A 23609-nucleotide genomic window follows, 5' to 3' on the forward strand; every position below is an offset into this window, starting at 1 on the left:
GACGCACGGGCGGCGTGGCCAGACCCTGTGCGGCGTGGATGACTTCGCGCGTCATCCCCTGCATCGCGAGCCTGGAGGAGCCAGGCGATCCGACTCGAGACGCCGCGGCGGCTGGGCTCTTTCTCGCAGGACATCGCGCGCCCCGTTCGCCTGGCAGTGCGGCCGCAAACCTTTCGGGGGTGCGCCCGCGTCACGACGGCCGGCGCCCTCTTCCTCGGCGCCGCTGCGCGCCTTTGCCCTTTGGCGGGCGCGACTGCGCTACGATCGATCCATGCCTCCTGCTCGCGTCGCCGCCGAAGCGCTCGTGGGCAAAGTCCTCGGCAACAGGTACCGCGTCGTGCAGCTCCTGGGCAGCGGCGGGGTCGGGCACGTCTACCTCGCGGAGCGCATCGGCAGGACGCACGACGCCGCGACCGCGCGCGTCGCTGTCAAGGTCCTGCGGGCGGAGCTCCGCGACGACCCGCTGCTCGTCGCGCGGTTCGAGCGGGAGGCCGCCGCGGCCTCGCGCGTCCGGCACCCCAACGTCCTCTGCGTCGAGGCGATCGAGCGCGCCGGCGACGCGCCGTGCTTCGCGATGGAGCTGCTCGTCGGCCTCGATCTCGCCGATACGTTGACCTTCGCCCGCTCGCTCGTACCCGCGCGCGCGGTCCGGATCGCCGCCGATCTCGCGGCGGGCCTCGAGGCTGCGCACCGCGCTGGCGTGATCCACCGCGACGTGAAGCCGGAGAACGTGTTCCTTGTGCATGCCGCCGACGGGCGCGAGATCGTCAAGCTGCTCGACTTCGGGCTCTCGTTCATCCAGGATCAGGGCGCCGACGCATCGCTGCTTTCCCGCGTCGTCGGGACGCCCGAGTACATGGCGCCCGAGCAGGCGCACGGCGCTCCGGCGGCGCCCACCGCCGACGTCTACTCCCTGGGCATCGTGCTCTACGAGATGCTCGCGGGCCGTGTTCCATTTCAGGGTCCGTACCCGGCCATCGCGGCGAAGCACGGGCGCGAGCCGCCGCCGCCGCTGCACCGGTTGCACCCAGGGCTCCTCATGTCGCGTGAGCTCGACGCTGTCGTGCGCAAGGCGCTCGTGAAGGATCCTCGCGGCAGGTTCCCGGCGATGGCGGAGCTGCGACAGGCGCTTCTCGCGACGCCGGAGGCGAGCGCCGGGGCGCCGTTCGCTGCCCAGCCGGACACCGCCGCGCCGCCGACCTCCGGGATCCGGCACTGGGGCACCAAGCCGTGAAGCCCGCTCGCTCCGGAGACTTCCGTCGACCTCCGTGCGCTCGGCTTTGCTCTCGCGGCGAAGCCCTGCTAGACGGCCGTTAGCATCTCTTGTTCCGGGCGACAGCCGGATCCGTTCGCCAGGCCGCTCCAGGCCGAGGGGAGCGAGCCGGCACGGTTCGGGGGTCCGCGGGCGCGGGCCTCATCAGCGCGGTCGGTTCTCCAGGGGAACTGGAACCCTGCATCGCGCGCCAGTCGCCCTCCACTCCCTCCAGGCTCAGCCTGGCCGCTTTTTCGGTCGTGATTATGGGTCGCGCGACCCCATCTCCTGACAACGGCACAGCGGCGTTTCAAGACGCCGAACTCCCGATTTACGAGAGCCGCAGCGCCCCCGGGGTACGCGCTCCGCCCGAGGGCGAGCTCATGCCGACGGACGCTGGCAACCTCGACGAGGATCCGTTCCGGATCGAGCTCGTCGCTGAGGACATCCCCACCCCGCGCCGCTACCAGGTGGTCTTCGATGAGGCGCGCATCGATCCGGACGTCCAGAAAGTCGTGCGACGCCTCGTCCGCCATGGCTTCCAGGCCTATCTGGTCGGCGGCTGCGTGCGAGATCTGCTGCTCGACCGGCGCCCGAAGGACTTCGACGTCGCCACGAGCGCCCGGCCGGAGGAGGTCCGCGAGCTCTTCCGCAACTCGCGCATCATCGGTCGGCGGTTTCGCCTGGTGCACGTCCTCTTCCAGGGCGGGAAGGTCATCGAGGTGGCGACCTTCCGCCGCAACCCGAAGGAGGACTCCGACGAGGGGAGCGAGCTGCTCATCCGGAGCGACAACGCGTTCGGCGTCGCGCACGAGGACGCCCTCCGCCGCGACTTCCGGATCAACGCGCTCTTCTACGACGTGGAGGCGCGGCAGATCCTCGACTGGGTCGGCGGCATGGATGACGTGCGCCGCCAGGTGGTCCACACGATCGGCGAGCCGGAGACGCGCTTCCGCGAGGATCCGATCCGCATCCTGCGCGCGCTCAAGTTCGCGGGCCGGCTGGGCTTCGCGATCACCCCCGACGTGTACGATGCGGTCGTTTACTGCCGCGACGCGCTCGCCCTCGCGGCGCGCCCGCGCCTCTCCGAGGAGATCCTGCGCCTCCTGCGCGGCGGCCAGGCGCGCCGCACCATCTACCTCGCGTGGGAGACCGGCGTGCTCGACGTGCTCTTGCCGGAGGTCTCGGCGCTGCTCTACGACGACCGGGGCGACGACGGCCCGGGCCAGCGCCTCTGGCGCGTGCTCGACTACGTCGACAGGCGCACCGCCGCGGACCGGCCGCTCGACGACACGGTGCTCTGGACGCTCCTGCTCCTCGAGCCGATGAAGGAGGCATGCGACGGCGTCCGCGATCGCGCTGCGGCTGTGGCCGACTTCCTCGAGCCGCTCATCGACCGGCTGGCCATCTCCCGCCGCTACGCCGACGGCATGCGGCGCATCGTCGCCGTCCTGCCGAGGTTGGCCGGCGGTCGCGCCGGCCGCTTCGCGCGGACCGACATCTTCCAGCCCGCCCTCGACGTGCTCGCGGCCGAGCTGACCGCCCGCGGAGAGTCCACCGAGGCGATCGACCGGCTACGCTCGGCCCCGCAGCCGCGGCGCCACCACGCCGACGCCCCGCAGTACCGGCGCTGACAGGCGATGGACGGTGGTGGCGGCGGATGACCGCGAGCCACGGCGATCGACCGGCCGGCGTGGAACATCGACGGGGTTTCTGGTTTCATAAAGACCCCTGATGTCCCCTCCGGCCGCGCGCCCGCGCCCCGCTCCTCCGCCCGATGTCTCCGCGTCCCGGCGCCGGCGCGGCGGCTGGGCCCGCAGCGCGCTCGTGTTCGCGCTCGCGTGCGCCGTATCGCCGCTCGCCGACGCGCAGGGGTCGCTCCTGCACGAGTTCATCGCGCCCGATCCCGCGGAGGACGTGTCGCTCGCCACGACGACGCTCGACGGAGGGCTCCCGGCGGCGATCCAGACGCCGAGTGGCCTGGCCACCGCGCCGGATCCGCAGCGACCGCCGTCGCCCCAGCAGCAGGTCTACAGCAACGTCGGATCCGACGCGGGACCCGAGGCGTCGTACGAGCCGGATCGAGACACCCGCCGGCCGAACGTCGAGCGCTACGACGATCCGTTCTCCCCCGCGACCGCGCCGTTCAAGCGGCTCCAGGCCTACGACGCGGTGAGGGCGGACTACTCGCTCGTCGTCCGCGAGCGGAGCCTGAAGACCGTGAAGGCGGACGCGACGGTCGCGGCGGGGGACGAGGCGTTCTACGGGGACATCGCGGTCGACCTCGTGCCGAACGAGCCGGTCCGCATCCCGACGGTCGGGCCGGATACGCGGCTCGTGCGGATGCACGTGAACCCCGATACGCCGGTCGTCGTGCTGCGCGATGGCGCGGACAACTGGTTCGTGCGCGGCACGAAGAGCGCGCGCGTCCGGCTCGTCGTGCAGCTCGCGATCGCCCGCGCGACGTTCGGCAGCGAGTTCGCTGACGTCGACTGGGCCAAGCTCGAGCGCTACCGCGCGCCGCAGGAGGCGTCCCACGAGGCGGCGTTCCGGCAGGTCGCCCAGGCGATCGGCATCTCGACAGCGATGCGGCCGCGCGACGTCGTGCAGAAGATGGTCGAGTACTTCCGGTCGTTCGCCCCGTCGGACGACCCGCCCAAGGGGCACGGCGACATCTACCTCGATCTCGCGCTCTCGCGGAAAGGCGTGTGCCGCCATCGCGCCTTCGCGTTCCTCGTCACGGCCCTGCACATCGGGCTCCCCTCGCGGATGGTCGTCAACGAGGCGCACGCCTGGGTCGAGGTCTTCGACGGCTCGCTCTGGCACCGCATCGACCTGGGGGGAGCCGCCCTCAACATGGACCAGGAGATCGATCCGAGCCGCCCGCCCTATGTGCCGCCGCCCGATCCCTACAGCTGGCCGGAGCAGCGCGACTCGGGCCAGGATCTAGCGGACAGGGCCCGCGCCGAGCAGGCGCAGCAGGGGCCCGCGGGCCCGGCCGGCACCGGCAGCAGCCCCGCCGCGCCGCCGCCGCCGCCGCCGGCGCCCACGAGCGATCCGAACGAGCGCGCGGCCGAGCGCACCGACGTGGTCGTGACGGCGCTGGACAAGGACATCCGCCGCGGCTTCCCGCTCCGCCTCCAGGGGCAGGTCAGCAGCAACGGCGCGCCGTGCGCGCACGTCCGCGTCGACGTGATCCTGACGGGGAGCTCGGCGCCGCAGGGCGTGACGGTCGGCTCGCTGTCGACGGACGATCGGGGCCGCTACGACGACGCCGTCATCATTCCCCGCGACGTCGCGCTCGGCGAGTACGACCTCGCGGTGGCGACGCCCGGCGACGCCCGCTGCAAGGCCGGCCGCACGGACACGGCCGCTCCGTGAGCGACGCGCCGATCCGCCCCCTGGAGCCTCCGCGCGTGGCTGTCGGCGCCGTCGTGCTCGAGCGCCGCGCGGACGCGTCCGGCGCGCCGCGCGTGGTCCTCGTCCGGCGCGCGCACCCTCCGCTCGAGGGCTCCTGGTCGCTCCCCGGCGGCCGCGTCGAGCCCGGTGAGCGGCTCGCCGACGCCCTCGCCCGCGAGATCCGCGAGGAGACGGGCCTCGAGATCCGCGTCGGCCCGCTCGTGGAGGTCGTGGAGATCGTCGAGACTCCTTATCATTACGTGATCCTCGATTACCTCTGCGAGGCGGCCGGAGGCGTCCTCTCTCCAGGCGACGACGCCTCCGAGGTGGCCCTCGTGCCTGCCGCCGAGCTGCCGGCCTATGGCCTCACCGACGTCGCGCTCCGCGTGATCCGCCGGGCGCTGGCGATGGCAGCCGCGGGCTGAGACAGCGCGGCTCAGGAAGAGCGCGACCTGGCGCAGCCCGCGCGGACGCGGGATGTGGCGCCGAGAGAGCGACTCTCCACATCGCGCCTCGAGCGCCGAGCAGCAACAGCGTTATTTTACTGCTCTGTCGCCACGACATGCGCCTGCGACAGCCGGGGTGCACGGCATCGGTGTGACCGTGGTCGGTGAAATGTGATGACGGCGGTTACTTCTACGATAGCGGCGGTTCGGCGGAGTGATCGCGCGCGGTGCAAGCGACACCAATACGCGCTGGTCAGTTTGTATACATGCGGTGTGGTGCATTGTGTGGATTGCTTATCTTCTGCAGACGTCGTAAACCGGTCTGTCTATGAGCTCAACGCGAAGAGCGAGAAAGGAGGAACAGAAGGAGGAGCGTCGGAGGTTCATCATCGACGCAGCCTGGCGGCTGTTCCAGGAGACCCCGTATCCCGAGGTCACCATGGCGCAGGTCGCCGAGCGCACCAGGCTCGCAAAAGGTACGCTCTACCTGTATTTCACGACCAAAGAGGAGCTGTTCCTCGCCGTCGTTGATCAAGAGCTCGCGAAGTGGTTCGATGATGTGAATATCCATCTCGCGCATCTCGGCGACTCCCAGGGGGGCGCGGGCGCGCCGCACGCTCGGCCCTCGCGGGGGCGCCGCGGTGGCTCTTCGGCGTCCGGAGAGGACGCGGCCGCCAGCATCGCCTCGATCCTGTCGACGACCCTCGTCGCGCGCGGCGCGATGACGCGGTTGCTCACCATCGTGCACAGCGTCCTCGAGCAGAACGTCAGCTACGAGGCCGCCCTCCGCTTCAAGCTCTCCCTGCTCGCGCACGTCGAGCGCACCGGGGCGCTGCTCGAGCGATGCCTGCCGTCGCTTGCCCCCGGTCAGGGCGGTCCGCTCCTCATCCGCATGTACGCCCTGCTCATCGGGATGCGCCAGGTCTGCGATCCCAGCGACGTGATTCGCGACATCCGCAGCCGGCCGGAGATGGGCCTCTTCCGGATCGACTTCGGCGAGGAGATCCGGGCCTCGTTCGCGATCCTCGTCAGCGGGGCGAGCGCGCCGCCGCCCCCCGTGTCCGAGCGGCTCGGCGCCCCGGTCCTGCGCGAGGTGACCTCAGTGGAGCCGCGCCGCCCGGAGGGGTGAGGGGGGCTTGATCACCACGGATCCCGCGCCGACATCGGCGGCAGGCCATCGGCGAAGGGCTGGTTGAGGATGCGGGCGATCACCGACTTCCACGTGGTCGCGTCGCTGTCGAAGTCCTCGTGCCGCCGCGCCTCGGAGCCGTGGGGAGGAGGCCTCGTGTTGGGCCCCTTGATCCACTCCGCCCTCGGAAACACGGTGGGCCGATCCTCCCTGTCGTCCGTGAGGAGCGCGAGGACGTCGGCGTTCTCCGGATCGAGGAGCCCCGCCTCCATGCCGAGCAGCGAGACGCCGCTCGTCCCGGGCACCCGCGGGCGCCGCTCGAGCGCGTTCGAGACCAGGTAGAGGAGCGACCTTCCGTACACCTCGCAGTGGTCCTGGAGCTCCGCCTCGTCCGTGAGCGTGAACAGGGCGAAGCGGCGGACCATGCCGCTCTTGATCGAGGGCATGTACGTGTCGCGGAACGCGTCGATGGCGCTCGCCGGCGCGAGCAGCGCGAGCGACTCGATGGGGAGCCCGAGCCCGAGCTGGCCTCGCATCGGGCCCCCCTCGATCCGCTTGCCCTTCTCCGAGGTGACGAGCTGCACCAGCGGCGCGAGCAGGAACGTGCCGCTGGAGTGGGCGACCAGGTGGAGCTCGATCCTCGGATCCCTGTCCATCAGCGACGCGAGGCGGCCGATCATCTCGCGGAGACCGCCGTGATCGGCGTCCATCGTCGCGTCGCCCGCGGCGAGCTTCATGCGATCCCACTCGGCCTTGCCGCCCATGCGGCGGACGAGCGGCTCCAGCGCGTCGTCGCGCCGGTCGATCATGAAGCCGAACGCCCGGGGATCGTAGCCGTCATGGCGGCGACCCTCCGTGGCGCGGTGGAGGATCTCGAGCAGGCGCGGGTAGTGGTCGGTCTCCCAGAGGAGCTCGAGGGGGTAGATCTCGTGCCCGAGCAGCTTCGGCCGGAGGCGCGACATCCGGTTGATCGCGTCGATCTGCCGGCGCAGCCCGCCGCCCGCGATGAGAACGAGGCGGCGGCGCCTCCAGCTCTCGGTCGCGCTCATGAAGTCTTCTTCCATGATGATGCGGACGTCCTCCGAGGACGTGCCGTAGGCGCCGCGCTGCTGGAGCTGCCCGTGCATGTCGACGCTGATGAGGTGCGGCCGCAGGCTCGCGAACGTCCGGCTCGCCGACGTGAGCGGGCGCAGCGATCGCGGCTGGTTCAGGCGGATGGGGACGCCGAGGCGACCGACCCACGCGTCGAAGCCGTACTGGAGCCAGTCGTCGTAACAGAGCCGCCCGAAGCCGCTCTTGCCCCAGCCGAGACCCCAGGAGTTCTGGAGCCAGAAGCCCTCCGCGTCATACCCGACGATCGCGAAGGCGTGGCCTCCCCAGGGGGCGATGAAGGGGTTCGTCTTGTCGACCGGCGGGATGATGCCGTTCTTCTGGGTGCCGTAGTACCAGCCGCTGAACGGGATGAGCGCCGAGGCCGCCACGATCCCGACCTCCGCGAGGGCGTTGTGCATCGCCGGGAGGTCCTTGTGGTTCACGCGCTGATACAGGCCGAGCGGGCGCAGCATCGCGTCGGCCGCGCGCTCCGGCGTGAGCGTGCCGTGGAGATCGTCCGGGTCCCACGGCCAGTGCTCGTAGCCGCAGATACCGTGTTTGTGCCAGCCCTTCATGGCGCCCCTCAGGCTGGAGCCCCGCGCGTCGTCCTCGCCCGGGTATTCGTCGTAACGGCGCGCCATCGTGTACACCATGTTCTGGCTCACGAGCCCGCCATCCGGGGACACCTTGCGCTTGCGCAGGAGGTAGTGGGCCACGGTGGCGACCGTGAAGCCGGTGCACCCGTTGTTCCTGCCCTGATCGAGCACGGGCACGCCGTAGTCCATGAAGCGCTCGGGCGGCATGACCGGAGGCACCTCCACCATCGTGGGGCGATAGAGGGTGTCCCGGAAATCGAGGACGTCGGCGCGAGCGTCGGTCGTGATGTCTCCGTAACGCTCGGAGAAACGCTCGGAATCGATCATGGTTTTCCGTCTCGTGAAGTCGCCGAGTGTCGCACGGCCCTCGCTCATGGCAAAGTCGGCGGCGCCTGCGCTGCGGACGAGGCTGCTCGTGGTAGCGTCGCGCGAGGCGGCGCCTTCCGCGCCGGCTGGAGGTGGGATGAGCGGGCAGGGAGGCGCAGCGGCAAGGTGCGAGGGCGCAAGGGGCGGTGTCGAGGCGTCGCTCGAGGCCGAGGTGCTGCGGCGGCTCGTGGCGCTCCGCGGCCGGCTCGGAGGCGAGCTCGGCGCGCTGTTCGACGAGCTCGCCGCGCGCCTCAGGCTCTTCGAGGGCGAGCCGGGCGAGGGCTACTTCTCGCACCCCATGGCGCTCCCGGTGCTCGAGCTGCCGCTCTGGGTCGCGACGCGGTTCGGCGCGCCAGCGCCGGGAGCTGGATCGCAAGGGCTCCCGTCGCTCGCCGTCGATCTCGCCGAGGCGGCGGCGGTCGGGTACCTGCACGTCCGGATCGAGGACGATCTGCTCGACGAAGGGCTGGGCGAGCCCGGCGCGGCGGTGCTCCTGTCCGGGGCGCTGTTCGCCCGACACCAGGCGCTGCTCGCCCGCTCGCTCCCCGGTGGGGGCGCCTTCTGGGATCTCTTCGAGGAGGTGTGGTTCGGGTACGGCCACGCGATGCTCCTCGAACGGCGGCTGCACCGGGGCGGCGGCCCGCGCGACGCCGAGGCGTTCCGCAGGGTGCTCGCCCGCTCTCGCCCGCTCGTGCTCCCGGCGGCCGCGGCGCTGTTCGCGCTGTCGCGGCCCGAGCGCCTCGCCGCCCTCGAGGCGTTCGTCTCCGCGCTCGCCGCGGCGCACCAGCTCTTCGCGGATCTGCTGCACGCCGAGAAGGATCGCGCGATCGGGAATGCGACGTACGTGCTCGCTCGGCTCGGCGCGCAGGTCGAACCGGGCGGCGATGGGCCGCCGCGGCCGGGTGGGGCCGCGCGAGCTGACGGCGCGCCCCCGCGTGATCCGGACGGGCGCGGCGCGACGGCGCTGCGCGCGGCGCTGTTCGCGCGCGGCGGCTTTGACGCCATCCTGGAGGAGGCGCGTTGTGAGCTCGCTCGCGCCGAGGAGGCCGCCGGGGCGCTCGAGCTACCGGAGGCCGTGCGCTTTTGCAAGGAGCGCGCGCAGTACATGACCGAGATCCAGCGGCGGGTATTCCTCGCGTTCTTCAGCGCGCTCGCCGGCGAGCCCGTCGCGAGCGCCGGCGCGCGGCGCTGAGCCGACGCGGCCCGGACGCGAACCCACGCGCCGTGCGCCGCCGCGGCGACCCGATCAACGCGCGAGGATGCGCCTGCTTCCACTTGCTAGCCGTTTGGAGGTCTCCTAGCCTCCGGAGCGAGAAAGCGAGGAGTCGTGACAGCGAAGAAAACAGAGGCAGAGCTCATCGGTCGTGCCGTTGTGGATTCGAGCTTCCGTCAGCAGCTCCTCGCGAGCCCTGAGCGCACCATCGAGGCGGAGGGGTACGACGTCGCACCGGAGACGCTCCAGCGCATCCGGGACGCCGCGACCTCGACGCCCGAAGCGGTCGATGCGGCCATCGCGACCGCGGCGCGCGAGGGTGGAGTCGGTATGTGACGCTGGCCGCTGACGCCGGGGCGACCGCCGCCTGGCCATGGCTCGATCCCGCCGATAAGGGGGTGTGCGAGCGCTCCTGGTCAGCGTTCCTGCGCGCGGGAGCCCTCTGGCGCGGCGACGCGGCGTGGGGGGCGCTCGCGATCGAGCGCAGCGTGGGCGCACCGTCGGGGCGCAGCATCCCCTGGGCTGGCTGGGCCCTGCGGATCTGCGGGCGCGTGTCGTCGCCCGCCGCGGCGTGTGACGCGGCCGTCGCGGTCGCGCTCGTCGCTGCCGGCGGCGTCGACGGCGCCCCCGACGCGCTCGCGCGCGGCGCGCTCGCCGGGCGCCTGCTGGCGCAGCACGCGGAGGAGGCGCGCGTCCACCGCTGGCTCCTCGGCCTGGCCGAGCTCTCGGAAGCGGCGTGGGAGCACAACCCGTTGGTCGCGGGCGCCGCGCTCGCGCGCGGCGAGGCGGGCGGCGCGCGCGAGGCGGTCGCCCTGTGGACGGCGGCTGCGCTCCTGGCGGGCGACGATCCCGCGCCCGCCCGCCGCTTCGGAGAGGCGGTGACAGCGCCGCTCTGGCTGCTCGACGGGCTCGTGCGCCTCTGGCTCGACCCGGCGGTGCCGGACCTCGCGGCGCCGACGCTCACGCCGCTCCTCGCGCTCTGGCTCCGCGACCCGGAGCTCGCCCCTCCGCTGCTCCGCGCCCTCGCGGGCGAGCGCGCGTCCCCCGTGCGCCGGCGCGAGATCCACAGCCTGCTCGCGGCCCGCCCGTACCGGGCCGCCCTCGCCGCGCGGGTGCGGGGCGCGCTCGCGTCGGCGCGCGAGATCGCGGCCAGCGCTCCTCGCGCGCAGCCGAGCGGGCGTGGCCTCGCCGAGGCGCAGCGCGAGTTCGTCGACGCGCTCGGAGAGCGCCTCCGCTTCTTCGAAGGGCTGATGTCCTTCCGCGACGTGATCGGCGCCGGCGCGGCGCTCGGTCCGCCGCGCGCGCAGGGCGACCTCGCGCCGGCCGACGACGCGGGCGCGGACCTGCGGGCGGCGACCGCGTACCTCCTGGAAGCGACTCCCTGGCCGGAGTCCTGGGAAGTGCAGCGCTTCGGCGTGCTCGGATCGCGCGAGCAGCCCGTGGGGCACTGGTTCGTGCGGGCGACGATCCTGATGGCGCTGATCGAGATCGGGGAGGTCGGGCGCGACGTCCGCGCCGACGCCGCGGCGCTGCTCGACGAGATCCCGGCCGGCGAGCTCCGCTACTTCGGCGATTTCCGCGAGCTCCCGCCGGACGCGGACGACCTCGCGATCATCCTCCAGCTCATCGCGGCGACGGGCGCCGCCCGGGAGCGGGCGGAGACGTGGATCGAGGTCATGCTGGCCAACGTGGGCGACGATGGCGTCGTCCCGACCTGGTTCTACCGGGGGCCGGCGGGGCCGACCACGCCGGGCGTGGCGTGGGCCGGCGACGACTGCTCGGCGGTGCGGCTGAACCTGCTCGCGGGGCTGCTCTCGTTCGACGCGACGCGGTTCGCGCGGCTCATCGACGCGAACGCGCGGCGCGTGCTCGACGCCGCCTCGCCGGACGAGATCCAGGGCTCCTGCTTCTATGACGGCCCGTACACGGACCTCGCGTTCCTCCGCTTCGCGCGCCTCTACCGGCAGCACCAGGAGAGATCGCTGGACGCGCCGCGCGCGGCCGAGATCGCCGCGGTCGAGGCCGCGGTCCTGTCGCGCATGCTCGGCGCGCAGCGGCTCGACGGCGGCTTCGGGACGCCGCTCTGCACGGCTGCGTGCCTCGAGGGGGCCGCGATGGCCGCGGCGCCGGACCCGCTGCTGATCGAGCGGGGGCTGCGCAACCTCGGCGAGCGCCAGCTCGTGGACGGCTCCTGGCCGGCCGAGCCGCTCTACCGGACACCGATGAAGCACGGCCGCGAGGGGCACCACCAGGGCAGGGCGCTGACGACGGCGCTCTGCGCGCGCGGGTTCGCTGCGGCGCGGTCTCGGCTGCGGCGCGGAGGGGAGCGGCGCGCATGAGCATCGAGAAATCACCCGAGATCGTGCGGATCATCCAGGCGCAGGAGATGCGCGGCGAGCAGATCGTGAACCACGTCCGGTTCGTGTTCGCGCTGCTCAGCGTCTACACGTTCACGCACGTGTGGACGGTCAACACGCCGGCCGCCAACCAGATCTTCGCGATCCAGATCGGCGGCTACCTCGTCTACTCGCTCCTGCTCTACGCGTTCTTCCGCCTGCGCCCCGACGTCTACGTGAGCTGGCTCAAGTACGTGAGCATCTTCGTCGACCTCGCGCTCCTGACGCTCACGGCGCTGGCGACGGCGAGGAACCACTCCGGGATGATCGAGTACTTCTCGAGCTACCTGGCGACGGTCTACGTGCTCTGGAACCTGATGTCGGGCTTCCGCTACAGCCTCGCGGCGTGCCTGTACTCGGCGGGGCTGTCGGCCCTCTTCAACGCGGTCGTGCTCGCGGCCACGGTCTGGACCGGCGCGATCCCGATCAGCGCGGTGTCCGTCTACGGCCAGAACGCCATCAACATCGCGGACCAGTGCCAGCAGATCCTCTTCGTCGCGCTCCCGGGCGTCGTCGCCGGCATCATCGCCCGCATCTCGCGCAACCTGCTCCTCCGCGCCGAGGTGGAGTCCATGGCCCGCGTCCGGCTCGAGCGCGAGAAGCAGGAGCTCGGCAGGTACCTCTCGAAGGACCTCGTCGACTTCGTCCTCTCCGATCCGGGGCGGCTCAAGCTGGGCGGGACGCGCCGGCACGTCTCGGTGATGTTCACCGACATCCGCAACTTCACCCCGCTCACCGAGTCGGTCGAGCCGGAGGTCGTGGTCTCGTTCCTGAACGAGTACTTCACGGAGATGGTCGAGATCGTGTTCCGGTACGGGGGCACGCTCGACAAGTACATCGGCGACGGCCTGATGGCGGTGTTCGGCGCGCCGCTGTCGGTCGAGGACGCGCCGAAGCGCGCCGTTGTCGCGGCGATCGAGATGGTGCAGGCCCTCGAGCGCATGAACCAGCGGCAGCTCCTCGGCTGCGCCGAGATCAAGATGGGCGTCGGGATCGCGACCGGCACCGTCATCTCCGGCAACATCGGGTCGCTCCAGCGCATGGAGTACACCTGCATCGGGGATACGGTGAACACGGCCTCGCGCCTCGAGCAGTTCAACAAGGAGCTCGGCTCCAAGATCATCATCTGCCAGGCGACGTACGCGACGCTCGACGACTGCATCCCGGCGCAGCCGACCGGCGCCCTGAGCATCCGCGGCAAGAGCCGCCAGGTCCACCCCTACATCGTGGACTACCAGGAGCTCTCGCCGCAGCGCCTCGAGGAGCTCCGGCGAGAGTTCCTCCGGGCGCCCCGCCCCATCGAGTCGATGCCGCCGCGGGCCGAGGTCGCGCGCGCGCCGGCCGCGTGGCGCAGCACCGATCGCGAAGGCGCTCAGTAGCCCCGGGACGTCCCGGGGCGGCGCGTCACGAGGGCGTCGCGCGGAAGCGCCGCACCCGCGCCGAGCCGGGGCCGCCGTCCTGGGTCGACAGGCCGAGCGCCGTGCGCGCGGGCGCGTGCAGGCGCTGGAGGACGCGATCGAGCAGGCGGAGCGCGCCGTCGCTCATCTTCACGCCGCGCGGCGAGCGGTAGCCGAACGCGACGCCGTCCACGACCTTGTAGGCGTTCTCCGTGGGCGAGGCGGGGCGCATCTCGACGACCAGCGCGCCGTCGCGCGTCTTCATGATGACGACGATCTCGCCCGGGCGCGCCGAGGCCTCGACGAACGTCCAGCCGCCGGAGGTCGCCTCCTTGATCCCGAGCTCGAGCACGCGCTGCAGGTCCTGCCCCGCCGGCGCGAGCGTCGTCGCGCCCTCCACCCGGATCTCCCCGCCCGGCGGGACCACGCCGCTCCCGAGCGGCATCGCCGGCCGCCGCATCTCGCGCGGTCCGGGGAACGACCACATGTCCGGCGTGATCTCCCCGCCCTCGCGGTACGCCATCTCGATGAGGCGGCTGCGCTCGCGGGACAGCGCGTCCTCGGACCAGCCGAGGCAGGAGCGCATCATGAGCGTGAACGGGTCGAAGCGGAGCTCGAACGACGCGGGCGCGCGGGTCATGAGGTCGTCCGGGAGGACGAGGCTGTGCAGGATGCGGACCTTGCACGGGAGCTCGCGCGCGCGCTCGAGCGTGCGCCGGAACGTGACGGGACCGTCGCCCGGGAGGCCGAGGAGGATGTCCACCTCGATGTCCGTGAACGTCGAGAGCTCCTCGATCACCTTCGCGAACTTCGACTCGCGGAAGGGGCGCTGCGTGCCGTCGCCGGTGTCCTTGGTGAGCGGCGGCAGCCGCGCGCCGAGGGACACGCGCGCGACGCCGCGGAGGAACTCCAGGTGCTCGTCGTGCGCGTGCTCCGGATCGATCGACGCCATCAGCGCCGCCTGCTTGAAGAAGCCGACCTGCTTCTCCGCGGCCACGAGGTTCCGGAACGCCTCCGCGTTCAGGTTGAGCGGGGCGTCCACGATCTGCACGCCCGGGGCGCCCGCGGCGAGCAGCGCGCTCAGCTCCTCGACGAGGTAGGCCTCCGAGAAGACGCCGGCGCCGGCGTCGCCCGTCGAGACGCCGCAGGTCGGGCAGCTCATGACGCCGCCGCGGCTGAGCTCGAGCGGGACGATGCGATCGGTCGGGAGCAGCTTCATCCGGATCGGCGACGGGAGCTCGTCGGGCGCCACGTGGGGCGCTTCGCCCGTCGAGACCCAGCCATCGGCCGTGGGAACGTGCAGCCCCGGCACGCCGCGCAGCGCCTCGGGGGAGCGATCGCTCAGGCGGACGATGTTCCGGAACGTGAGATCGTTGCCGTGCACGAGGGCGTCGATGCTGGCGGCGGCGTCGCGCCAGGGCGCGAGCGCGAACAGCGCGGGGCGCGCGAGGGGGCCGCAGAGGACGATCGTGCGCCCTGGCCGGTTGCGCTGCAGGTGGCGCGCGACCTCGATGAACGTGGGGAAGGACCAGACGTGCGCGGCGAGGCCGACCACGTCGGCGTCCACGGTCTCGACCTCCGCGACCCACGCGTCGAGATCCCTCGTCTGCGCTTCGATCACCTGGATCGGTACGCCGGCGAGCTCCGGATCGGCGAGCAATGAGGCTTCGACACGACGGATTCCATGGCTGAACGGCGCTCCCCCTCCGTCCGGCATGGTTGGCTCCATCGCGAGTAGCGCGACGCGGCGTTCGCCAGGCATCCATGGGAGTCTACCAGGGTGTCTCCCCTGTCGGGGAGTCCGTTCGCGCTCTCTATTTGCTCGCGCTTCCCGTCCGCCCTCCTTGCATCCGGAGCGCGATCGGGCTTTCATACTGCCAGGGGCGGGAGCGGGGAAAAGGGACGTGCCGGACCGGCGGAAGCGGCGGTCTGCCTCGCTGCGCGCTTCGTCGGCCATGGTCGACGTGGCGCGCCGCGGCGAGCGCTCCGGCGCGCGCGGATCGGCTCGCCCGGGTGATCGTCACGCCGGGCGCATGATCGAGGTTGCCCGCGCTGTGCCGGTCGCTGGCGGGGCGCGCGTCGCATCGGCGTCGCTCCTCCCGGCATGGGAGAGAGCGGCGCGCCGTCCTGGGAACGGCGCTGCTGCCAAGGAGGGGCGAGGGGAGCCATGCCTGGCAAGCACGAGATCCTGGTTGCAGAGGACGACGTTGACACTGCGGCGATGCTGGAGGAGCTCCTGACGCTGGAAGGGTACGAGGTCGAGATGACCGCGACAGCGCGCGCGGCGCTGGACGCGCTCGCGGACCGGCGCTTTCACGCGGTCCTGCTCGACCTGACCATGCCGGGCATGACCACGGACCGGTTCGTCGCCGAGCTCGCGCAGCTCGGCACGCCCTCTCCGCTCATGATCTTCTCGGCCCGCCTGCCGCACGAGATGCAGGCGATCGCCGAGCGGCTGAATGCGGCCGCGCTCATCCCGAAGCCGGTGGACATCGATGTGCTGCTGAGCACCCTCGCGCGGGTGGTGCTCGCCGCCAGGGGCGAGCGGGGTTGACGTTGCCCGGTCGAGCCGCGGCGCCCGGAGTGCCCTTCCGGCGAGCGCCGCGCTGCTGCGCTCCAGCGCGACGGTGGTACGATCACAGGGCATGACGTGGTGAGCGCGGCCGCGCCGCGCCATGCTCACCCTGGCTGGCCGCAGATCGAAGAGAGCGGCTTCGCTGGAGCGCTCCCCTGCTGTAACATCGGGCTCGCTGCCGACGACCGACCACCGCGATGCGTATGCCCGAATTCCTCCTGCGAGCGCCGTCCGGCTCGAACGTCTCCGCCCCCCGCGCGTGTCCGGGGCGTCGGCGGCGCGCTGGTGACGCCGCACGAGCGGGCGCCGCTCCGACACGCCTTCGCGCCCATCACCGCAGAGAGACCTCCATGCGCCTCCTTCCTCGAAGAACGAGCTCGATCAAGCAGCCCCCGAGCAGGGATTCAGGGCTTTCCCTGTTTCGCCGTGACGTCAGGCTTTCGCATAGTGGTTGATGCACCGTGCCTGCAACTCCCTTGAAGAGGATCCTCGTTGTCGATGATGATCCGGATATTCGAGAGACCCTCGCCGAGCTCCTGCAGGAGGAGGGGTACGCCGTGTCCTCGGCCGCCCACGGCGGCGAGGCGCTCTGCGCGCTCCGAACGGATCCGAGGCCTGATCTCATCCTGCTTGACCTCATGATGCCCATCATGGATGGCTGGCAGTTCAGGGCAGAGCAGAAGAAAGACCCGGATCTCGCCTCGATCCCGGTGGTGATCATCTCGGCGACGGGGCGCGACGAGTTCGTGTCCTCGCTCGGCGCGGCGCAGTTCCTGAAGAAGCCGATCAACCTCGAACAGCTCCTCGCCGCGGTCGAACAGCACTGCCGGTGACGGGGCAATGCGGCTGTTCGTCTATGGCACGTTGATGCGCGGCGAGCGCTCGCACGAGCTGCTCGGGCGCGCTCGCTGCCTCGGGCCCGCCTGCACGGCCCGATCGTTCGAGCTCGTCGATCTCGGCGCCTATCCGGCGCTCGTGCGCGGGGGCTCGACCGCGGTCCTCGGTGAGCTCTATGAGCCTGACCCGGAGACGCTCGCCTCGCTCGACCTCTACGAGGGGTGCCCCGACCTCTTCCAGCGGGCGCCGATCGAGCTCGACGGAGGCGCGCTGTGCGAGGCGTACCTGATGCACGAGAGCCAGGCGCGCGGGTGTCCTCGGATCGCCTCCGGGGACTGGCGGACGCGGCAGCAGCGATGAGCGCGTCAGTCGGCGCCGGCGCGGCGCGCTGGACGTAGCCCCGGAGGCGCGGCGTCGTCCTTCTCAACGCCCGTCCTGTCCTCGACGACGAGCAGCAGGGCCGGGAGCTCGCCCTCGTCGGCCTGGAGCCGAAAGGCAGAGATCGACAGCGTCTTTCGCCCCACGCGCGCGAGCACGGCCTCGAAGCGGAAGTCGATCAGCGAGGCGCTGCGGTGGAGCACGTCCCGGAGCCGCTGCTCGATCTGCGGGGTGTTCCAGCCCGCGTCGATGGCCGAGATAGGCAGCCCCTCGAGGTCCCCGAGCGAGATCATGAACATGTCGCAGTAGCGTCGGGTGGCCGTTCGGATCCGGAGCTCGCCATCGAGCAGGAGGAACGGGTGGCGCAGGACCTCGAAGACGGCGGAGATGCGGCCGCGCGCGCCGGCGATCTCGCGCGCGGCGCGCCTCAGCGCGTCGCCCTCCAGCCAGCAGATCACCGCGCCGTCGACCTCGTTTCCGGCGGTCGGGGAGGGGCGCACCCGCATCACGTAGGAGCGGCCGTCGCGATCCTCGACCTGTCGCTCGACGGTGCTCCTCGTGGCGAGCGCCTCGGCGACGATCGGCGCGATGTCGGCCCAGCCCCTCGGCTTCACGTCGAGGATGGACCTGCCCACGTCGCTCGCGGCGAGGCCGAGCAGCCTGTCCGCCGCGCCGGTGAAGCGGCGGATCCTGAGGTCCGCGTCGACCATCACCATCGGGATGTTGACGCTGGCGAGGAGGTCCCGCAGGTCGTCGTTCGCGAAGCCGAGCGCGACGTTGCTGCTGTGGAGCTCCTCGTTGATGGTCGCCAGCTCCTGGTTCGCCGATCGGAGCTCCTCCCGGGAGGCCTCGAGCGCGTCGTTCATCCTGTGCAGCTCGTCGTTGCTCGCGAAGAGCTCCTCGTTCGTCGCCTCGAGCTCATCGATGATCGACTGGAGGTACTCCCTCGTTGTGACGAGCTCCCTCCGGAGCTGGACGATCTCCAGGTCCTTCTGGGGGGCGCCCTGGGGCGGGTCGCTGCCCGCGTCGAGCCTGGCCGCGCCCGAGTCGGAGAAGACGACGAGGAAGCAGCGCCCCTGAGGGAGCCGCACCTTGAGCGGCCACACCTCGATGTCGACGTACCGGAGCTTCTCTCCCAGCCTGACCTTGATCTGCTCCTTCCGCGCCATCGTCCACGAGCTCATCGCCGCGTCGATGGCGGCCCGGAGGCCGAGCAGGAGCCCTTCCCGGGCCATCTTGAAGAGGTGCAGGCTGGCGTCGCCCGGCGCCGGCTCGAGGTAGGGCCCGGTCTTGCCCCGGAACTGGACGATCTGCATGTCCTCGTCGACCACAACGCCGGCAGGGGCGTAGTGCGTCATGACGATGGCGTCCGCCTCGCTGCGCACCGCGTCCATGCCGAGCCCCTCGGAATACCGCTGCTTCTCCGCCATGGGCGCGGGAGCGCTCGGCTGGGCGGGCGCGGCGAGCCCGAGCGAGTAGGCCGCGTCGGGCGCGGCGCGCTTGCAGAAGATCCTGTGGGTCCTGTCCACGATCCCGAACAGGTCGGGCACCGTGCTGATGCTCTCGGACGAGCCGAGGAGCAGGAAGCCCGTCGGCTTGAGGGCGTGGTGGAACGTGTGCAGCAGCCGGCGCTGCAAGCTCGGCTCCAGGTAGATCATCAGGTTGCGGCAGCTGATCAGATCGAGCTTCGAGAGGGGCGGGGCGGTCGTGGCGTCGTGGCGCGAGAAGACGCAGAGATCGCGGACCGATCTGTTGACCTGGAAGCCGCCTTGCACCCGGACGAAGAAGCGGCGCAGCCGGCTGGGCGAGACGTCGACCGACAGGCCCTCGACGTAGATCCCGGCCCGCGCTTGCTCGATGGCGGCCTCGCTCAGGTCGGTGCCGAAGATCTGGACGGCGCTGTCGCTCGCGTCGGCTTCGAGGAACTCGAGCAGCGAGATCGCGAGGGAGTAGACCTCCTCGCCCGTCGAGCACCCCGGCACCCAGACGCGAACAGGGGAGTCGTGCGGCCTGTTGTGCATGAGCACCGGGAGCACATGGGTCTTCAGCGCGGCGAACGCCCCCGGATCGCGGAAGAACGTCGTGACCTTGATCAGGAGATCCTGGTAGAGCGCCTCGATCTCGTCCGGGTGCGCCTGCACCTGATCCAGGTACTCCTGGAGGCTCCCGATCCTGTGGAGCGTCATCCGCCGCTGGATGCGGCGCTTCAGCGTGTTCTTCTTGTAGTGGCTGAAATCCACGCCCACTGTCGCGTGCAGCAACCTGAAGAGCTTGCCGAGGACCGGGTCGACGCCGAGGGACGGGCCCTGCGTGAGCCACGGCGCGAGCGCGTGTCCGGGGCGGCCCATCCTCACGAGCTCCGCCGCGATCTCCTCGACGCCGAGGATGAAATCGACGCCCCCGGCGGCGATGGCGTTGCGCGGGAGCGCGGGTCGGTCGGCCGTGCGCGGGTCCTCCGCGAACGTGACGCCGCCCTCTGCCTTCACGTCCTTCATGCCGACGGCACCGTCGCTCCCGGCGCCGGATAGCGCGACGGCGACCGCGCTCGAGCCCAGCTCGCTCGCGAGCGAGCGCAGGAAGATGTCTGCGGGGCTCGGGCCGCCATCGCCCCTCGGCGCTACCTCGACGGTCACGCCGTCCAGCGTCGCTCGCGCGTCCGGCGGGAGGACCTGGACGTAACCAGGCATGAGCCTCGTCCCGGATCGAAGCTCGGCCACGGGGAGCGGGCTGCTCTGCATGGCGAGCTCGAGGAGCGGAGTCTCCCCGGGATCCGCGTTGTAGATCAGCACGAGGGAGAGGCACGTATCTCGGCTCGGCAGCCGCCGGAGGAGCTCCGCGACGGCGCCGCGCCCGCCGGCCGCAGCGACGACACCGACGACGAGACAGCGCTGCTCGCCCCCGGGGTGCTGCTCGCCCGCTCTGGACGACGCGCCGGCGCCCCGGGACGGCTCGAGCGCGCGCCTCGACGCGGCCGCCCTGCCCGGCAGGTGCGCGGCGTCGCTCTGGGCCGTTGCCCTGAGTTGCGTCCGACGTGACTTCTTGTGTTCGGGCATTGTGGCTGGGACGGTTAGCTCCTTCTCAGGCGCCTTGGAGCGGCAGGGAACTGATGGCGACGAAGCTATGGTTGCGGTGCGCGATCGGTCAACGGGGCGGTCATCGGCTGTTCTCGTGCGCGCTGAGCGCTGGTCATAGCGTCAGACGGACTCAGGCACCTTTCATGAGGCCAGGAGGGCGCAGGGAGAGGAGCGGAGCGGCGGTATGCGCACCTCGCTCCCGTCAGCTCGCGCCTTCGAGGCGCGCGAGGAGCCGTTCGAGCTGCTCCAGGATGTGCGTCGATTGCTCCGACACCGCGCGGGCGGAATCGCTGATCCTGACCAGCGTCATCTCGTCCATCCTCCCGGTAGGCTGGAGTCTGCTCAGGGCTTCCAGCGCGGCGTCGTGGCGCGCTCGGGCGACCCTGGCTGCCGCCATCGCGCGGCGCAGGCGTGTGTGCGGGGGCTCCAGGCTCTCGATACTGGACCACCTCCTCTCTGTCCCGTCGCGCCGGCCTTCGCCGTCCGCGCGGGCCTCGTGGACGGCGGGCGCCGCGGGGGCCTCGTGCGCTTCGAGCAGCGCGGGCGCCTCGCCCCCCCGCAGCGCACGGACCGTCTCGCTCCCCGCGCGGTGCGCTCGCTCCCTGCGCGGGTCGTCCGCGCGAACTCGGATGCTGACGCTGATCTCCCGGTCCGCCGCCGGCTCCGGGCCGCCCTCCGATGCCCCCTCGTCGACGAGCTGCTTCGTCGCGTCGTTGACGAGGAACACCTGATCGGCGTCGTGGAACCGCTCTGCCCGCAGGGCCAGCAGCGCGGAGCGCGCCGCGTCGAGCGAGCGGATGTGCTTCATGAGCGCGAGCCGCCTGCCCCTGAAGCGAACGTAGATGCTGTAGCTGATCTGGGGCGCCATCTGCTTCGCCTCGTGGGCCCGGTCGCGTCATGCCGTGGTCAGCGTTCCTCTGGAGCGATCAACCTTGAGGCTCGGCTCGCCCATGACGTCGGGTCGGAGCAGGCGGTTGACTTGCCGTCCTCGTTCCCGCGGATCCCTCGTCGAGCGCGCGTGGCGCGCAGCCTCGGCGCGTCCTGCTCTGGGCTCACGCCTCCGGCACCGTCGTCAGCAACACCAGGCTCCCGGCCGTCCGCTCGGCCGTCCTGCACGCGGTGCGCACGAGCTGCCACTCTGCCTTCACGAGCTCCGCCATGAGCGATCTGTCGTCACAGAGGGCTTTGCTCAGCGACTCCTCGGCGTCGTCCCCGAAGGAGAGCACGCGTATCGCGATGGCGAGCGCGAAGTCGTTGGTCAGCCGGACGCGCAGATCGACGTCCGGCGTGCAGACGTGGAGCGCTTGCTCGTCGAGAGCGACCTCGATCCTCTCCGCGATCGACCGCTCGGCGTCAGCGCTCCACTGGATCGAGCGGCAGGTCCGCCGGAGCAGCTCCTGGAACAACCGTCTATCGCAACCCAACCGTGTGCTCATGCAGCCCCCTCGACAGCGCCCGTTCCCCGGCGGAGAGCCGCCCAGCGAGCGCCCGCCATCGACCGGAGCGCGCGGCGGCCGGCGTGATGCGGCGGAACGATCAGACCGCCCCCCAAAGCTGCGCGCCTCCGGAGATCGCCCAAGCGGCTCCCTCCGCTCCCCGACCCCACCCCCTGGTTGTCCCGAAGCTGGAGTCCGTTGACAGCTAGCTGTACCTCAGATGGAGCCCGACCGGCCGCTAGGGTGATGAGGAATCGCGCATCAGGGAATTCCTGTACAAGGGCCCTCCTTCTGCGCCGGGCGCTCCAAGCCTCCCCCGGGAAGGTCCTGATTCCGCCAGCGCTGACCCGCCGACTGCGACTCGGCCCAGGGCCGCGGAGGCCGGCGCATGGGCGCGCCGGCGCGCGCGTCAGGTCGCCTTGGCCCTCGAGCGCCTGCGCTCGCCGCCGGCGCGCTCGCCGCTGGCGCGCTCGCCGCCCGAGCCTGCGGCCGAGGCGGCGCCGGCGGTCTGCTGTGCGCTGCGCGGCGGCGCCTCCATGACCGACGGGTCAGCGACGGCGCGCACCTCCGGGGCGAGCAGGCCGTGCGTGAAGAGCTGGAGCACCTGCCCGCACCAGGCGCCGATGTCTGGCCTCGACGGCGCGTCGATCAGCTTGCGCACCAGCCGATCGAAGGCGCCCGAGATGAGCGCGGCGATGACGCTGGACTCGATATCGCGCCGGTAGAGCCCGATATCCATCGCGTACCGGACGCGGCTCTCCACCTGGCGCGCGACGCGCTGGGCGAACTCGTCGATCAGGTAGGCGTAGGGGGCCCCGCCGCCGCCCGCGAGCATCATCTTGAGCAGCGCCCGGTTCTGCCAGCAGAACTCGAGCACCTCGACGTCGTGCGCGAGGACCCGCTTCAGGTACTCGTTGATCGACGCCCGCTCGCTCTCGAAGACGATGGGCGGCGGCTCCACGCACCCGGCCAGGCGCGCGATGAAGGTCTCGACGATCTGCTTGAAGCAGTCGTCCTTGCTCTGGAAGTGCAGGTAGAAGGCGCCCTTCGAGACGCCGGCCCGCTCGGTGATGTCCTCGACCCGCGCCGCGGCGAGGCCGCGCTCGGTGAACGCTGCCTCGGCGGCGCGGAGCAACTCGATCCTGGCGCGGCGATCGGCGAGGCGGGGCATTCTGACTGGTCGGTCAACGTCCGGGGACTGAGCCACTATGGGAAGGCCGTCATGGGCCGTCAAGCCGGCTCGGCCGTGCGCCTCGCGACGCGCCGCGTTCGAACGCCATCGAGCTGCTGGCATGCGCGATGCTCCCGGTGGGCTCGAGGAAACCATGGTGACCGTGGCGAGGCGAAATGCAGCAGGGCGTGACGCCGTGGCCGGAGCGGCGACGGCGGCGGCGCTCGTACCCAGCCATCCTTCCTTGCCGAGCCTGCGCGAGGCCGCCGCGGGCTGCCGGGCGTGCCCGCTGTGGGAGCGCGGCACGCAGACGGTGTTCGGCGAGGGCGCGGCGCGATCCGACGTGCTCCTCGTCGGCGAGCAGCCGGGCGACAAGGAGGACCTGGCCGGCAAGCCGTTCGTGGGCCCGGCGGGGCAGCTCCTCGATCGCGCGCTCGAGGAGGCGGGGATCGATCGACGCCGGGCGTACGTGACCAACGTGGTCAAGCACTTCAAGTGGGAGCCGCGCGGCAAGCGGCGCATCCACAAGAAGCCCGACGCGCGCGAGATCCGCGCGTGCCTCCCCTGGCTCGCCGCGGAGATCGCGGCGGTAGAGCCGCAGATCGTCGTGTGCCTCGGCGCGACGGCGGCGCAGGCGCTGCTCGGGAGCTCGTTCCGGGTCACGCGCGATCGCGGCCGGATCGTCGCCTCGCCGCTCGCGCCGCGCACGCTCGCCACCGTACACCCGGCGTCGATCCTCCGCATGCCGGACGAGGCCTCCAGGCAAGCCGAGCTCTCCCGCTTCATCGACGATCTCACCGCGGTGGCGCGCATGCTCGGCTGAGCGGTCGCCGCCCGGCGCGCTCCGCCTCC

Annotated in this window: 19 protein-coding genes; 13 read left to right on the forward strand and 6 right to left on the reverse strand. The window is 71.7% G+C overall.

Going from position 1 to position 23609, the window contains the following annotated elements; all coding sequences use genetic code 11:
- The first annotated feature begins 271 nt into the window (after positions 1-271).
- The 5 genes from WMF42_RS08255 to WMF42_RS08275 all read left to right on the forward strand — a co-directional run bounded on the left by WMF42_RS08255 (position 272) and on the right by WMF42_RS08275 (position 6226).
- A complete protein-coding gene (locus tag WMF42_RS08255; RefSeq protein ID WP_061608696.1) occupies positions 272-1234 on the forward strand; it encodes a serine/threonine-protein kinase in 963 nt (320 codons plus the stop codon).
- 401 nt (positions 1235-1635) lie between these two features.
- Positions 1636-2886 carry a polynucleotide adenylyltransferase PcnB gene (pcnB, locus tag WMF42_RS08260; protein WP_437691307.1) on the forward strand — a complete coding sequence of 417 codons (1251 nt, stop codon included), beginning with the start codon at positions 1636-1638 and terminating at the stop codon, positions 2884-2886.
- 100 nt (positions 2887-2986) lie between these two features.
- Positions 2987-4633 carry a transglutaminase-like domain-containing protein gene (locus WMF42_RS08265; protein WP_437691309.1) on the forward strand — a complete coding sequence of 549 codons (1647 nt, stop codon included), beginning with the start codon at positions 2987-2989 and terminating at the stop codon, positions 4631-4633.
- A 35-nt stretch (positions 4634-4668) separates the two neighbouring features.
- Positions 4669-5076, forward strand: coding sequence for an NUDIX hydrolase (locus WMF42_RS08270; RefSeq protein ID WP_437691310.1), 408 nt, complete (start codon positions 4669-4671; stop codon positions 5074-5076).
- 349 nt (positions 5077-5425) lie between these two features.
- A complete protein-coding gene (locus WMF42_RS08275; protein ID WP_061608700.1) occupies positions 5426-6226 on the forward strand; it encodes a TetR/AcrR family transcriptional regulator in 801 nt (266 codons plus the stop codon).
- A gap of 11 nt (positions 6227-6237) precedes the next feature.
- Here the strand turns inward: WMF42_RS08275 and WMF42_RS08280 are convergent, their stop codons facing one another.
- On the reverse strand, positions 6238-8241 hold the full coding sequence (locus tag WMF42_RS08280; protein WP_061608701.1) for a C1 family peptidase: 2004 nt from the start codon (positions 8239-8241) through the stop codon (positions 6238-6240).
- A gap of 136 nt (positions 8242-8377) precedes the next feature.
- Between WMF42_RS08280 and WMF42_RS08285 the strand changes: the two genes are divergently transcribed.
- The 4 genes from WMF42_RS08285 to WMF42_RS08300 all read left to right on the forward strand — a co-directional run bounded on the left by WMF42_RS08285 (position 8378) and on the right by WMF42_RS08300 (position 13268).
- On the forward strand, positions 8378-9472 hold the full coding sequence (locus WMF42_RS08285) for a hypothetical protein (RefSeq protein WP_061608702.1): 1095 nt from the start codon (positions 8378-8380) through the stop codon (positions 9470-9472).
- A gap of 135 nt (positions 9473-9607) precedes the next feature.
- Complete coding sequence (locus tag WMF42_RS08290; protein ID WP_061608703.1) at positions 9608-9829, forward strand: Franean1_4349 family RiPP; 222 nt, start codon at positions 9608-9610, stop codon at positions 9827-9829.
- Complete coding sequence (locus tag WMF42_RS08295; RefSeq protein WP_437691312.1) at positions 9826-11832, forward strand: hypothetical protein; 2007 nt, start codon at positions 9826-9828, stop codon at positions 11830-11832. The genes WMF42_RS08290 and WMF42_RS08295 overlap by 4 nt, the downstream gene beginning before the upstream one ends.
- A complete protein-coding gene (locus tag WMF42_RS08300; RefSeq protein ID WP_061608704.1) occupies positions 11829-13268 on the forward strand; it encodes an adenylate/guanylate cyclase domain-containing protein in 1440 nt (479 codons plus the stop codon). The genes WMF42_RS08295 and WMF42_RS08300 overlap by 4 nt, the downstream gene beginning before the upstream one ends.
- A gap of 25 nt (positions 13269-13293) precedes the next feature.
- Here the strand turns inward: WMF42_RS08300 and WMF42_RS08305 are convergent, their stop codons facing one another.
- Positions 13294-15003, reverse strand: a complete 1710-nt coding sequence (locus tag WMF42_RS08305; RefSeq protein ID WP_061608705.1) for a B12-binding domain-containing radical SAM protein — start codon at positions 15001-15003, stop codon at positions 13294-13296.
- 450 nt (positions 15004-15453) lie between these two features.
- Between WMF42_RS08305 and WMF42_RS08310 the strand changes: the two genes are divergently transcribed.
- From WMF42_RS08310 to WMF42_RS08320, 3 genes are all read left to right on the forward strand, one after another.
- Positions 15454-15840 carry a response regulator gene (locus WMF42_RS08310; protein WP_437691315.1) on the forward strand — a complete coding sequence of 129 codons (387 nt, stop codon included), beginning with the start codon at positions 15454-15456 and terminating at the stop codon, positions 15838-15840.
- A 497-nt stretch (positions 15841-16337) separates the two neighbouring features.
- Entirely contained in the window at positions 16338-16694 is a 357-nt protein-coding gene (locus tag WMF42_RS08315) for a response regulator (protein ID WP_061608707.1), read from the forward strand.
- Between the two features lie 7 nt (positions 16695-16701).
- The gene (locus tag WMF42_RS08320) at positions 16702-17058 is read left to right on the forward strand and encodes a gamma-glutamylcyclotransferase family protein (RefSeq protein WP_061608708.1); all 357 of its coding nucleotides are present in this window, start codon (positions 16702-16704) and stop codon (positions 17056-17058) included.
- A gap of 5 nt (positions 17059-17063) precedes the next feature.
- On the opposite strand, the gene WMF42_RS08325 is transcribed toward WMF42_RS08320, so the two are convergent.
- The 4 genes from WMF42_RS08325 to WMF42_RS08340 all read right to left on the reverse strand — a co-directional run bounded on the left by WMF42_RS08325 (position 17064) and on the right by WMF42_RS08340 (position 22757).
- Positions 17064-20129, reverse strand: a complete 3066-nt coding sequence (locus WMF42_RS08325) for a CheR family methyltransferase (protein ID WP_437691317.1) — start codon at positions 20127-20129, stop codon at positions 17064-17066.
- A gap of 223 nt (positions 20130-20352) precedes the next feature.
- Positions 20353-21018: a hypothetical protein gene (locus tag WMF42_RS08330; RefSeq protein WP_437691319.1), complete on the reverse strand. Its 666-nt coding sequence runs from the start codon at positions 21016-21018 to the stop codon at positions 20353-20355.
- A gap of 184 nt (positions 21019-21202) precedes the next feature.
- On the reverse strand, positions 21203-21586 hold the full coding sequence (locus WMF42_RS08335) for a hypothetical protein (RefSeq protein WP_061608711.1): 384 nt from the start codon (positions 21584-21586) through the stop codon (positions 21203-21205).
- A gap of 409 nt (positions 21587-21995) precedes the next feature.
- Positions 21996-22757, reverse strand: coding sequence for a TetR/AcrR family transcriptional regulator (locus tag WMF42_RS08340; RefSeq protein ID WP_061608712.1), 762 nt, complete (start codon positions 22755-22757; stop codon positions 21996-21998).
- 154 nt (positions 22758-22911) lie between these two features.
- Here WMF42_RS08340 and WMF42_RS08345 point away from each other — a divergent pair, with 154 nt between their 5' ends.
- A complete protein-coding gene (locus WMF42_RS08345) occupies positions 22912-23580 on the forward strand; it encodes a UdgX family uracil-DNA binding protein (RefSeq protein ID WP_437694229.1) in 669 nt (222 codons plus the stop codon).
- Positions 23581-23609: the final 29 nt, after the last annotated feature.

Source organism: Sorangium sp. So ce176 (assembly GCF_051519835.1).
In the GTDB taxonomy this organism is placed as follows: domain Bacteria; phylum Myxococcota_A; class Polyangia; order Polyangiales; family Polyangiaceae; genus Sorangium; species Sorangium cellulosum_G.

Bases quoted from the DNA above. Each gene is read 5' to 3' on its own strand.
- WMF42_RS08255 (WP_061608696.1), top strand. From the start codon at position 272: ATGCCTCCTGCTCGCGTCGCCGCCGAAGCGCTCGTGGGCAAAGTCCTC.
- pcnB (WP_437691307.1), top strand. From the start codon at position 1,636: ATGCCGACGGACGCTGGCAACCTCGACGAGGATCCGTTCCGGATCGAG.
- WMF42_RS08265 (WP_437691309.1), top strand. From the start codon at position 2,987: ATGTCCCCTCCGGCCGCGCGCCCGCGCCCCGCTCCTCCGCCCGATGTC.
- WMF42_RS08275 (WP_061608700.1), top strand. From the start codon at position 5,426: ATGAGCTCAACGCGAAGAGCGAGAAAGGAGGAACAGAAGGAGGAGCGT.
- WMF42_RS08280 (WP_061608701.1), bottom strand. From the start codon at position 8,241: ATGATCGATTCCGAGCGTTTCTCCGAGCGTTACGGAGACATCACGACC.
- WMF42_RS08285 (WP_061608702.1), top strand. From the start codon at position 8,378: ATGAGCGGGCAGGGAGGCGCAGCGGCAAGGTGCGAGGGCGCAAGGGGC.
- WMF42_RS08300 (WP_061608704.1), top strand. From the start codon at position 11,829: ATGAGCATCGAGAAATCACCCGAGATCGTGCGGATCATCCAGGCGCAG.
- WMF42_RS08305 (WP_061608705.1), bottom strand. From the start codon at position 15,003: ATGCCGGACGGAGGGGGAGCGCCGTTCAGCCATGGAATCCGTCGTGTC.
- WMF42_RS08310 (WP_437691315.1), top strand. From the start codon at position 15,454: ATGCCTGGCAAGCACGAGATCCTGGTTGCAGAGGACGACGTTGACACT.
- WMF42_RS08320 (WP_061608708.1), top strand. From the start codon at position 16,702: ATGCGGCTGTTCGTCTATGGCACGTTGATGCGCGGCGAGCGCTCGCAC.
- WMF42_RS08325 (WP_437691317.1), bottom strand. From the start codon at position 20,129: ATGCCCGAACACAAGAAGTCACGTCGGACGCAACTCAGGGCAACGGCC.
- WMF42_RS08330 (WP_437691319.1), bottom strand. From the start codon at position 21,018: ATGGCGCCCCAGATCAGCTACAGCATCTACGTTCGCTTCAGGGGCAGG.
- WMF42_RS08335 (WP_061608711.1), bottom strand. From the start codon at position 21,586: ATGAGCACACGGTTGGGTTGCGATAGACGGTTGTTCCAGGAGCTGCTC.
- WMF42_RS08340 (WP_061608712.1), bottom strand. From the start codon at position 22,757: ATGCCCCGCCTCGCCGATCGCCGCGCCAGGATCGAGTTGCTCCGCGCC.
- WMF42_RS08345 (WP_437694229.1), top strand. From the start codon at position 22,912: ATGGTGACCGTGGCGAGGCGAAATGCAGCAGGGCGTGACGCCGTGGCC.